This is a genomic window from candidate division WOR-3 bacterium (assembly GCA_039802005.1).
Classification (GTDB): Bacteria; Hydrothermota; Tepidihabitantia; order SM23-42; family JAOAFX01; genus JAOAFX01.
Genome location: JBDRVV010000048.1, coordinates 1 through 13,124 on the forward strand (window position 1 = coordinate 1; position 13,124 = coordinate 13,124).

Sequence of the window (13,124 nt, forward strand, 5' to 3'; positions counted from 1 at the left end):
CCATTATAGACATAAGCACGACCCTCATCGGTCTGACCATTGTCATAATTTGGAGCCCCTATTATCACATCCGAATATCCATCACCATTCACATCACCCGCAGTGGAGACGGAAAAACCATACCAAGCACCTGCCTGATTTGATTCGCCAGTCCAGTTCGGGGTTAAAGATAACGGGTCTATAACTATCGGATACACCGCATCTTTATCATAAACAACTATCGCAAATCCGCTCTCACTTATTAACCTGAACTCTCCCCTTATCTCCTTACCTTCTTTATCCGTTATCTTCATATCTCCATAATTTAATACCTCTGCACCACCTGATACATCCATAACAAAACTCATTCCCCTATCATTCACCCCCATCTGAACCCTATCCATCTGCACATCAAACTCAAGTATAAGTTCACCTTTTCCTTTTGGTCGGTCATAAACGATAAAATCCTCCCTCATCCCTTCCTCATTATTCTCAAAACTAATATCTATCCCATTACCTCTCACATATCCCCTGTTCTTCTCAACCACAAGTCTATCACCTATGTATTTTTTTATCTCCTTTCTGCCATATCCTTTTAAACTTATCTGAACAACCCACTTATCACCATCTTCCCTTGGCTTAACCTTGAAACCGTCAGAATAATAACTGAACCTCAAATTCTGTGCCCTGTTCGGTGATTGATACTCACCATACCTTTCCTGCCATCTAATCTCATATTCACTCGCTTTTATATCACTAATCACCTTATTAAACCATCCCTCATATTCTGCACCAATGCCGTTTATGTTTTCTATATTATCTTGTGGAGAAAATGCTGTAAGGAATGCAAGAACAAAGAACAAACCGAAAAAGCACCTCTTGAATAGTGAAGATATGCCCGCCATTTTTACCTCCTTTTTACTGTTTAACCTTCACTGTTCACGAAGTAAGTTCCGTTTTTCCCACCCCAAATGTGCTGATAATCATTTAGTGTATAAGAAAAGCAGAACTTTATTACATTCCGCTGAATCCCAGCGGATTATTCCGCGGTGTCCCTTGTTAGAACTTATTATTTTTTTACTACCCAGGTTCTCAAACCATGTTCTCAATTTCTCACCTCCTTTCTGGTTTGAGAACAGACACCTTAGCAGAAATTTTTAAAAAATCATATGATAAATTATATTTATAATTTAATAAAAGTCAAGAACTTTTTTATTACAATTTTCATTTAGTATAATTTTGAGTTAACACACTATTTTGATAAATCAATTTCAATATTTTTGAGCCAACCTCTGTTTTTCTCATACCATTCAATTGTTTTCTCTATGCCCTGTTCAAGGCTGACCATTGGCTTCCAGCCCATTAACAATCTTGCCTTTTTTATATCTGCCCAGGTTGCCTTCAAGTCAGCACTGGCAAATGGTCTTTTAATAACCCGCGCCTTTTTGCCTATTGTTTTTTCAATCAACACAATCAATTCATTTAAACTATGGGGTGTGCTATTTCCAAGGTTTATTATTTCAAAGCCATTAACATTGAGCGCCCTTATCGTTCCGTCAGCAATATCATCAACATAGGTAAAATCCCTGCTCTGAGTTCCATCACCATAAAGAATTAATTCTTTTCCCTCATCAATCCATTTAATAAATCTGAAAACGCTCATATCCGGTCTGCCTGCTGGACCATAAACCGTAAAATATCTCAAAATGATTATATCCATATCATAAAGATAGTGATAGGAATAGGCAATAGATTCCGCTGCCTTTTTTGATGCCGCATAAGGGGAGATTGGGGTATTTACCGGCAGATCTTCTTTGAAAGGCATTTTTTGTCCTGCATACAAAGAAGAAGTTGAAGCAAGAATCATTTTTTTGATATTATGCTCTTTCATCAATTCTAATAAATTCAGCGTTCCCAATGCATTGGTAGTCATATAGACTGCAGGATTTTTCATACTATATCTCACACCCGCCCGTGCAGCAAGGTTTATAACCGCATCAAAATTTTTATTTTTGACAAAAATCTTTTTCAATGCTGATAAATTTTCTATATCAATCCTTGCAAAATTAAAATTGTTAAACTTCTTTAATTGTGACAGTCGCCACTCCTTCAGTCTTACATCATAGTAATCATTAAGGTTATCAATTCCATACACATAATAATCTTTTTCTAAAAGCATTTCGGCAGTTTTGTATCCAATGAAACCTGCCACGCCAGTAAGAAGAATTTTTTTTGATTTAGCATCCTTTCTCATTTTTTGACAGCCTCCTTTTTTCCTTCACAAACTTATTACATCAATGCGTAATTATGCAGAAAAGATAACCTTTTTCAAGACACGAAATCGGTACCATTTTGCAATTATATTTATACACTGACTAATGCAAAACAAACTAAGACGTTAATTTATGTTCCAAGATAGATAAATTTATGAATCTCTCCTGCTACTTCTTTTTTAATCTTCAAGAAATAGACACCGCAGGACAGATTCTTTGGTTTAACCCTTATGGTACCGGTTCCGGAAAACTTCTGAGAAAATAATCTTTCGATCATTCGTCCAGAGACATCATAAATTTCTGCAACAATATTCTCTGCCTTGAGAAAGTTATATTTAATTATCAGCATACCTTTCGCTGGATTCTGGAATATAATTATATCTTTGTTGTTTGTATTATTTCCTTCGTTTATTTCTGTTGTATTAACGATCACATCACAAATCACCGTGTCACCAACAATTGTTATATTACGGACCGTTACATTTGTTGGAACACCATAATTGCTATTGCTTGAGGGATAAGTATTAGGACCGAACATTGTTTTATTACTATCTCCCGGATAAGGGTCGCCAGAATCGCCGAGTTCATGATGATAATAATGCGGGTCAGGTCTGTATCCCCAGCCATGGTCAAGGTCATCACGACCATCTGCTTCTTCAAGGTCAACAACATTGTGATATGTGCCACCATAACGCGGGTCAATATGCCATATTAAGAGTCCACGACCGGGTAAGGGAGTATCAAAACCTTTATTCTGGCGGTTTTCAAGAATAAAAAATGTATCATTGATTACACCATTACGCCATACGCGATATGCAACTGGATGGGTTTCTAAATCCAGAATCCGCAAACCAGTAACATTTGAAGTAATTGGTGTATAACTCAGCCAGTTCACTCTCTTCTTACACCATGCATCCGCATGGGAAGGACTCCAGGGTGTATTTCCACCTGCACCCCAGGCACCATAGCCCATCAAACTCCAGTAACCGACACCCCAGGTGTTTCGTGTAGGGTCATAAAGGTCGGGAAGTCCTACTACGTGTCCGAGTTCGTGGCACATAACGCCGATACAACAGAGTGTAGTATCAAGTGCAGGTGTGACGAGATTTACTTCGGGAACATTAGTTGCACCATCAATAATTACTCCATCGTTTGTCGTGTAATTAAAACTTGGAATTGCGTGGGACCAGCATTGATGCGGATTCCCAGTATCCTCGGCACCTGGTCCTGCGTGAACCACAAAAACGCCATCAATATGATTATCATTATTTAAGTCATATTGATGAAAATTTACTGTTGCATCAACAAGCTGGACAGCATCCCGTGCCAGCTGATAACCAGTGCCGAGCATATAATTTCCATCATCATAATAAGAGTAAGTGTGATTTGAGACCCACCATTTGTTTCCACAGATTCCACCACGCACATCAGTTTGATTATATGAATTCTCTTTGAAGAAATCATTGAGACTGCCCTGGCGATATTGACCATAATAAACACCGGTAGAATAGAACATACTATCATATCTTGCAGGTGTATGTTTAAGAGTATCCGCACGGTTGTCGGTAAACTGAACCAGAATGACACAGGTCTCAATTGAACCACGGGATAAATCTTTTGGTGTCTCTCGCGGTGGGCCAACAATACAGGAGTGATATACCCCTGTCGGATATTTAGGGGGCATAGCAAAAACCATTCCTGCGATCAACAATAATAAAAAAATCAATTTTCTATTCATAAATATCTCCTTTTTGCTATCCGAAAAAATTATTTTACAAATACAAACTTCTTCGTCGAAAAATTCTTATCTATACTACAATGCAAAATATATATCCCGTTTGGGACGATTTTACCAGAATCGTCCCTACCATCCCAGAAGACCTCATAAGAACCCGGACTCTGTTTCTCTTTAAACAATAATTTAATCTTCTTTCCAGTAATATCATAAATGGCGATTTCGGATAGTGTTTCGTCATTGAGCGTATATTTTATGCTCAACCCATTTGAAGTTGGATTAGGGAATACTTTCAAAATATCTGACAAAGATGGATATTCGTTACGATTTTCATCTTCAATACCCACATAAGGATGGATATGAGTAAATTCCCACACCTCGCCATTTCTATTGCAACCATAGACCCTTACTGTATCATCATTTCTCCCCCTGCCGATTGCAACTCCGCAGGTAGCAGCAGATACCGCATCAATCACCGTATCAACCCAGGATGATCCGCTCCAGGACACCTCAAGGAATTGGGTACCCGAGCAGGTTATATAAATACGATTTTTTCCATCTATCTTTGTTTTGCCCAGGGTGATATTATACCGACCTTCATTTCCATAAGTTGGAATTATATCCACAGTCTGCCAGGTGCCTGATTGGTAAGTAAACTCATATACCTTTGCCCTTGAACTCGCATATAGACGATTTATTCCATCATTTCTGCCCGGACCTATTGTAATACATAGAGGATTTCCACCAACCGCGGGTAGATCTGACCTTGAAAAATTAGAGCCAGTCCAGGTATATTCAGCAACCGTGTAGGTAGAACCCATTGAGTTTGGGAGATATAAACGATTTACTCCATCATTTCTGCCTGGCCCCACATAGGGCAACCATTGCTGTAGATTTGCATTCTGGACTGTATCTTTATCCCAGAAAGAACCAGTCCAGGTATATTCTACTGTTGGAGTGCCATCCCCGCTTGCATAGATTCTGTTAATACCATCATTTCTTCCTGGACCCACGCAGACACCATAAATGGTGTTGTTTGGATTACCCAGTGCTGTCCTTATCCATTGTGTTCCGTTCCAGAAGAATTCATAAACATTTCCATCAATCTGCGTTGCATAAACCCGATTTAGTCCATCATTTCTACCTTTTCCAATGTCTATACCAAGACACCATCCTGAACCAGGCAGTATGCCAACAGTAGCACGTGTCCAACCACTCCCTGTATATGTCCATTCATAGACACGTGCATCCTCACATATTGCATAGACCCGTTGGACTCCATCATTTCTGCCATCACCAACACGAATCAGATTTAACACATTTGGCGCTGTCCCAACGAGTGCTTTATTCCATTGCCCATAGAGGGTTATAAAAATTGATAACCCAACAAGGATTTTAGTTATCATAAGACCTCCTCGGATATATCAAATCCCTCTCCCCCTGTGGGAGAGAGCCTGCCCCGTACTTGATACGGGGGCAAGGGCGAGGGGTAACCAATTTTATCACCCTCACCTTAATCCTCTCCCATCAAGGGAGAGGATAATTTTATTAAATTTCAGGGAGCTATTAAGCCTTATCCTATTAAAATTATTTTTCTTTTTTCTCGTTACCATAAATCTTTTAAATTGAATTCATTTCACTTTTACAAACCTTATTGTAAAATCACCGCTTTTTAAAAAATAAACACCGGATTTAAGTGCGCTGGGCAAATAAATCACTCCATTGGTAGGTCTACAGATGCCACGATATCTACCTGACGCATCGTAGATTTTTAAAGTTTCTATACCTTCAGGAAAATCTACTTTGAATGAACAAACAACTGGATTTGGATATATCAGTGTATTAGAACAAATTTGTTTCTTTTCTGTTTCTTGAATTCCTACAAGTGGACCTTGATAAACCTGCAACCCTGCACCATAATCAGCAATATAAGTGTTGTTGCCCGATACATATACTCCGTATGCCAAGTCAGGAGTAATATAATAACCAACTTCAAAAGGATTTGTCGGAATCGTTACATCAACTATTCTCAAGCCGGTCTGATAACCAGCAATATATGCATAACCACTTGAAACATAAATATCCTCATTAAAACCAGTTAGACTGCAGAAACCTACCTGCTGGGGATTGCTGGGAATAGAGATATCAATGATTCTCAATCCTTGATACCAATCAAGGACATAGGCATAAGTGCCCGATACATATACACCCCAGGCATAACCGGGTATATCGCAAACACCGACTATTGAAGGTGCATATGGATTTGAAACATTTATTATCACTAAACCCATTGATGTATCTGCCACATAAGCATAATTCCCTACGACGAATACATCCTTTGCCCAACTCGGTGGCATACAGACACCTACCTCAATTGGGTTAGATGGCGTTGAGACATTGATAATCCTTAGACCCATATTCCAGTCTGCAACATAGGCATAATTGCCTGATACATAGACAGACAATGCAATACCCGGACTTGGCCAGGAACCGAGTTCAATCGGGTTTGATGGCAGAGACACATTTATTATCCTCATTGATGTATAATCAGCAACATAGGCAATATTATTATTCACAAACACATCCCAGGAAATTCCGGGTGTATCAAGGTATCCTGCCCTTGATGGATTATTGGGATTGGAGATATTGATTATTTGCAGCCCTGCAAAATCATCAGCAATATAAGCATAAGAACCACTCACAAAGACCTTGCGCGCATAGTTTAAGGGATTGAAATAACTTACTTCGTAAGGATTATTCGGTGTTGATACATTAACTATTCTTAATCCGCCATAATCATCTGCCACATAGGCATAATTACCATATTGAACGACCTCGTATGAATTTCCCGGAGTATTATAATAACCAACTTCATAAGGAGATACAGGATTGCTTATATTTATGATTCTCATCCCGGCATCAAAATTTGCCAGATATGCATAATTACCAGATACCCAGACACCCATACACCAGCCAGAAGGAAAACACGAACCAACATAGTATGGATTTGACGGGTCAGAAACATTGAGAATCAAAAATCCTGCCACCATATCAGCAATATATGCATAGACACCAGAAACAAAAACATCCCAGGCAATACCTGGTGTATCATAACTTCCAACCTGATATGGATTTGACGGATCAGCAATATTGAGTATAATCAATCCACCCATATCATAGTCTGCAATATACGCATAACTACCCGCAACTACAACTGCCATTGCAAGTCCCTGGTCCTGGTCCCAGTAGCCAACCTCAACAGGGTTTGCTGGGTTGGAGACATTAATAATTCTTATCCCATCAGTCCAGTCTGCAACATAGGCATAAGAGCCCGAGACATAGACATCCTTTGCCCTTCCTGGTGTAATGATTGACCCTAACTTAGCAGGTGAACTCGGCGTGGTCACATCCCATATCTCCAATCCGTATTTACCATCTGCAATGTATAATCGGTTATTGAGATAAAATAAACCTTCAACAAAACCCCTTGATTTAATCTGCGAGACTTCAACTGGAGCTGAAGGGTTTGCTACATTCAAAACACTGACTCCACCACCTGAACCCATAAACACAAGATTTCGCGCCTGGTCTATTGCCACTGCATTTGAAGGACCAAAGGGCCAGTTTCCAATGAATCTAACATTTGATGAGTCATAGGCAAAGATAGAATTATCCCCACTCCCGATTGTTTGAAAAAAAGCAAAAAAACATAGACAGATAAAATTCATAAAACCTCCCTGCTCTAATGTAAAAAATTTTATTCAAAATATTTTACAAGTCAAGCATCCATATCAAATCAATCTTATTATCCCCTCTTTATCCTTCTTTACCCTTATTCCCCCATCTTCACCCCTTTTCTTCCTTCTTCACCCTTTCACACTAATCCTTCTATCCTCACGCCTTCAGGGGATTCTACTACAAAAGAAACTTCTATTTTTAACTCTTTTTCTGGTCCTAATTCACCTTTCCAGTAATAGATACCAAGGTCCTTCTCCTGTTCAGAAGGTTCAGGTTCAAATTTCACATCCTGAATCTTCAATTCTGGACTCTGTGGAACTGGTAATTGGTCAATAAGTGTATATTTAACAGGTTTTTTATGGAAATTTTTCACAATATTTTCATAGGCAAACTCATATTTAAGAACCTTCTTCACAAGCCCGGTCTTTTCAATGTGTGATTTTTTCTGTTTCCTTTCCACTTTTAGATGTTCGTCAACACCAAAAGAGAATACTATTCTCTCATTCGGTGCGATTGTATCAAGATAAACCTTACCGGTCAAATCATCACCAACATAGGTGTTTCCTTCGCCACTCAAAAATAGATAGGCAGTTGTATTCTTCGCTTCCCCTTTCAAATATGCGAGTTCTGTGATTCTTGGGATAATAAAATATTCAAATTCTGCATCCAGTAGAGCATCGCAGATTTTTACTTTTTTCGCCTGTTCACCACTTCTAATCATATATTTGCCGGGTAAGGGATATCTAACAGCAATTCCAGTTTCTACCGGAGGTGCTGGCTCGTATTCAACCTTTTGGTCCATTGCTGGTGCAGATGCCAATGCTTCAGCAGACTCTGGAGGCATTGCCCGCTTTGCTTTTGCTGGTGCTGGTCTTGGTATATAAATGTTTATATACCAGGGTTGTGGTTCTGGTGCAACCCCACCGATAGACGGCTGTGCGGTTGATAAAATTATCTGAGCATTATCCCAGTCTTCCCCTGTTCTCTGTTCAATCTTGGCAAAATAAGAAAGTTCAATCTTTGATTCAGAAGGATTAGCCCTGACTTCATAGTAAGTATACCAGTTTGCACCATATACTACATAACTGATTTCTATCTGTCCTTTACCTTTTGATTGCGGATAGGCATCAAAAATAATGGTCTTTTTATTCTGGGATACTGCCTGCATGTCGTTCATTTCCCTTTTCAACTCTTCCATTTTCTCTCTGAGTTCAATCCTTTTGCGCTCTATTTCGGCAATTCTCTTTTTGACATTGAAAAGTTCTTCACCAATAAAATTCAATCCTGCACGCCAGGCGTCAGGTGAAATACTTCCGGTAAAGAGTTCTTTTGAAATGGTCTGGGGACTGCTCACCGAGATTGTGCTGAGATACTTCGCTTTTTCCTGCAGGACTATGGTCTCATCAGCAAGGGCTCTGTCTTCTATTGAGATTTCTTTAATCCTATCTTCAATTTTCTTTACATTTGGAGCCAGTTCTTTTGTATATCCAGGCTTTACCTGGACTTCACCCACTTTTATGCCCTTTGCCTTTATCCGCACTGATTCATCATCAAGAGAACCGGGAAGATTTGGAATTAAAATATCAGTACTTTCATTTAAATTGACTTCACAGGTTCTTATTACCTGAACACGGTCAGGATAAACTATGATTGTATCAATCTTTGGAAAAATTTCTATTTCTGGCATAAAACCTCCTCAGATATTTCAAATAAAAAGATCAACAAGGCTCAAAGGGGCTCAAGAAATGAATCTGTCATAAGGAATGGCGAATGGCATACATGGCAAGTAAGGGCAATGAAAGGAAAATTAAAGAACAGAATAAGACTTCGCTTGTCGGCTGCGAAAAGCGTTTCGTATTTCGAAATTCGTTTGTCGTCAAACGAAACCGATATACCAAACCGTTTCGCTTTTCTAAACCGTCAGACGAAACCCAATCGTTAATCATATCCTGTTCTTTAGTCCTTTTGCCATCTTGAGCCTTCTTTAGCCTTTTTTCACCTTCTGTATTACCATAAGTCTTTCTTTAATAAAGCATTTCTTCAACATTTGCCGTCTCCGGTGCCTCAACTGAGAATGAGCTCTTTATCTTGAATGTTTCACCTGGTTTGATTGTAACCTTCCAGTAGTATATTCCGCGGTCTTTATCTTCTTCGCTCGGTTTGGGTTCAAGTTTAATATCTGTAACCTTTATATCTGCCTCCTGTGATACCGGTACCTGGTCAATTATTGTGCAGTTGATTTCTTTATTGCGGAAATTTTTGATTGAATTTTCATATAGAAGTTCATGTTTTTTTATCTTTTTGAACAGACCGCCTTTCGTAACCTTTGACTTTTTTAGTTCTCTTTGAACCTTTATCATTTCGTCAACGCCAAATGATACAGTTGTTGATTCATCAGGTGCAAGATTGTGGAAATTTGTCCTGCCCGTAAAATCATCACCGACATAAGTTCCTGCTTCACCTGCAAGAAATAGATAGTCTGATTTATTCTGGAATTTGCCTGTTGAATAAGCAAGTTCGGAAAGTCTTGGGATTATTAGATATTCAAAATCAGCATTAAAGTTTGTTTCATAGATTTGAATCTTTTTTTCTGGTTCACCACTCTTGATAGAATATCTGCCCGGAAGCGGATACCAGACAGAGATACCGGCTTCCACTGCAGGGGCACCTTTCTGATATGTGATGATTTGGTCTATCTCACTGACAGCCTCCTTTGCCACCTCGGCAGGTGCAGCCATTGGTGCCCTTATCTCTGTTTCGTATTCATACGAATATATATACCACGGCTCCGGTGTTGGTGCAGTTCCGCCTAAAGCAGGTTTTCCGGTGCTCAAAATGATTTTTGTATCATCCCAGTCTTCCCCGGTCCGTTGGCTAATTTTTCCAAAATATGTAAGTGCGATATTACCTTTGGACGGGTTTGCCCTCAATTCATAGTATGTCTTCCATGATGCCCCATAAAGAATATAGTTCAATTCTATTCTATAATTCCCTAACTTATCTGGACGGGCATCAAATTTGATTGTTTTTCTGTTCTCTATCAATGCCTTTGTATCATTATATTTTCTTCTAAGAGTATCCAATTCGGTTTGCAAATCCTTGCGTTCTCTTTCAATCTGTGCGGTGCGCGATTTGGTACTGAGCAGGCCATCCACCATAAATTTTAATCCCTGTTCCCAGGCAGAAGGTGAAATTTTCCCTGTATATACCTCCTTTGAAATCACATCCGGTGCACCGACCGAAATCGTCTGCAGGAATTTTTCTTTTTCTTTAACCACTGCAAGTTCGTCCGAGAGCGCACGGTCTTTTTGTTCAAGTGATTTTATTTTATCCTCAAGTTCTTTTATTCTTGGATGGGGTTGTGCGGTATAACCTTTCTGAATCTGGACTTCACCGATTGCCAGACCATTTGCCTTTATCCTTACTGACTGGTCATCAAGACTGCCGGGCAAATCTGCAAAGATCAATTCAGCGGATTTATCAAGATATATATTAGCAACCCTTGAGACCATTACCCTATCACTATAGATTATCACGGAATCAATCCTTGAATCTACAGTGATATTTATGCCCATAAGAAGCAAAAGTGTTAACATAAAACCCCCTTTTTAAAAATACCTAAATTCCTAACTTTCCCTTCTTGTCATTTTTAATCCCCCTATTATCCCCCTTTAGAAAAGGGGGAACAAGGGGGATTTGCACTCCAAACAATTTTACCAAAATGACAAGCCAAACCATTGCGCTTTTCGCAACCGTGAGACGATAGACAATAAACCTTTGATAAAATTTACGATAATCCGCAAACCTAAGGAGGTTGTTCATAACTAAAAATTAATCACTATTGTCATGCTGAACTTGTTTCAGCATCCTGATTTTCATCGGGATGGCGGTTGAAAAATGACAGCTTTCGAGACCCTGAAATAAATTCAGGGTGACAAATAGACATTGCGACACAGCCTCTAAATGTTTGTCCTACATTGAACTCATCAATCATACACATATTTCCCTTTATCATTAACATGAAAATTAAGAATCTTCTTATTCTTCATAAAAATATCATAACCCTGTTTTAAATTCTGCCAGAAAGACCATAAACCCGTATCCTCTCCCGCAATCAACTTAAGTGTATCCATATTTGCACTATCCATCTGACAGGGGAAAATATAAACCGGAATCTTATTCTGCCCCTGATTTTTCGTATCAAGGCATATCAGGTACAATTCTTCTATCGCCTCATTACCTATGGGGATACATCCAATCGTCACCGCCTCACCATGAATCAAAATATCACCTCCAGGGTCTCTTCTGCTACCCAGAATCTTATCCGAAGCATTCGGGTAATTTATTCGCAACGATAAATGAAATTGCGACCTCGGATTGAAACGGGTGATATGATAAAAACCCTCGGGAATCTGCAAGTCCCCCCTTTTTCTTTTCGGACCGAGTTTTCCACTAAATGCAGTAAATCTGTATTCCCTCGCCTTCAAAAACTCTGCCTGGTCTTTTGATTCCACCCACAATTGAAGAATTTGTTCTTTTTTATATGCGGTAATCAAGACCTTCACCGGCGGATATTCTACACCCAGACTATCAAAGAGCGAATCAATCTGCGATTGGTGTTTCTCCCTTGCAGCATTAACCCGGTCTTGATTGCGCGGTTGCAATATTAGATCGCCTGTTAGGATAACAATCATCAAGGGGACAACAGAAAAACGCTTTGTTGGTAATTTCATCTTATTAGTTATTCTATTTAAAAGATGCATAAAGTCAACCATTAAGCAAGCCCCAAAAATTGTATTTTTGCACAATATATATGTAATCTTTTGCCTATTTTTGTGCATCTATCAACTGAAACTTATGATATTTCAAAACATTATTTTTGAAAATCAGGCACGATTATTGCCTTATATAATTATAGGAGATTTTATGCCAGCCATTAAGCAAAGAATTGAACCAGAAGTTTGCACATATCTTGACCCTGAAGCGAATATGCTCATAGTTGAAGTCGTTCTCCCCGGTGCTGAAAAAGATAAAATTTGTATTAAGGTTAAAACGGATGCAATCTTAATCAGGGCAGAAGGTGATGAAGTGGATTATTGCAAATATATCTTTTTATCAATGCGTTTGAAAAAAGAATTGAGTAAGGCTATATACGAAAATGATATTTTGCGAATAACAATTCCGGTGCAGGAGTAGGATATTCTCCAATCCGCACCCCTCCTCTCCCTTAAAGGAAGAGGATAATGGAGTTAAGGCGTCAGCCTTTTATCTATAAATATAAAATTGATTACAAAAAATAGCATCAGCAAGCTGATGCACTCCAATCATTTTTAATCCCCCTATCATCCCCCTTTAGAAAAGGGGGAATGAGGGGGATTTGATAAACCCCTTTTGACTCC

The 13,124-nt window shown here is 39.0% G+C and carries 9 protein-coding genes; 1 reads left to right on the forward strand and 8 read right to left on the reverse strand.

The window, feature by feature from the left end; translation table 11 throughout:
* The 8 genes from ABIL69_11080 to ABIL69_11115 all read right to left on the reverse strand — a co-directional run.
* A partial coding sequence (locus tag ABIL69_11080) for an integrin alpha (GenBank protein ID MEO0124530.1) occupies positions 1–884 on the reverse strand: 884 nt, incomplete at its 3' end.
* Between the two features lie 347 nt (positions 885–1,231).
* Positions 1,232–2,233, reverse strand: coding sequence for a GDP-mannose 4,6-dehydratase (locus ABIL69_11085; GenBank protein MEO0124531.1), 1,002 nt, complete (start codon positions 2,231–2,233; stop codon positions 1,232–1,234).
* Positions 2,234–2,382: 149 nt separating this feature from the next.
* On the reverse strand, positions 2,383–3,990 hold the full coding sequence (locus ABIL69_11090) for a M6 family metalloprotease domain-containing protein (GenBank protein ID MEO0124532.1): 1,608 nt from the start codon (positions 3,988–3,990) through the stop codon (positions 2,383–2,385).
* 29 nt (positions 3,991–4,019) lie between these two features.
* Positions 4,020–5,393 (reverse strand): T9SS type A sorting domain-containing protein, encoded by a 1,374-nt coding sequence (locus ABIL69_11095; protein ID MEO0124533.1) that lies wholly within the window; start codon positions 5,391–5,393, stop codon positions 4,020–4,022.
* Between the two features lie 225 nt (positions 5,394–5,618).
* Positions 5,619–7,715, reverse strand: a complete 2,097-nt coding sequence (locus ABIL69_11100; GenBank protein MEO0124534.1) for a T9SS type A sorting domain-containing protein — start codon at positions 7,713–7,715, stop codon at positions 5,619–5,621.
* A 146-nt stretch (positions 7,716–7,861) separates the two neighbouring features.
* Entirely contained in the window at positions 7,862–9,412 is a 1,551-nt protein-coding gene (locus tag ABIL69_11105) for a DUF4139 domain-containing protein (protein ID MEO0124535.1), read from the reverse strand.
* A 337-nt stretch (positions 9,413–9,749) separates the two neighbouring features.
* Complete coding sequence (locus ABIL69_11110) at positions 9,750–11,321, reverse strand: mucoidy inhibitor MuiA family protein (GenBank protein MEO0124536.1); 1,572 nt, start codon at positions 11,319–11,321, stop codon at positions 9,750–9,752.
* 390 nt (positions 11,322–11,711) lie between these two features.
* Complete coding sequence (locus tag ABIL69_11115; protein ID MEO0124537.1) at positions 11,712–12,458, reverse strand: L,D-transpeptidase family protein; 747 nt, start codon at positions 12,456–12,458, stop codon at positions 11,712–11,714.
* A gap of 193 nt (positions 12,459–12,651) precedes the next feature.
* Here ABIL69_11115 and ABIL69_11120 point away from each other — a divergent pair, with 193 nt between their 5' ends.
* Positions 12,652–12,921, forward strand: coding sequence for an Hsp20/alpha crystallin family protein (locus tag ABIL69_11120; GenBank protein MEO0124538.1), 270 nt, complete (start codon positions 12,652–12,654; stop codon positions 12,919–12,921).
* Positions 12,922–13,124 lie beyond the last annotated feature (203 nt).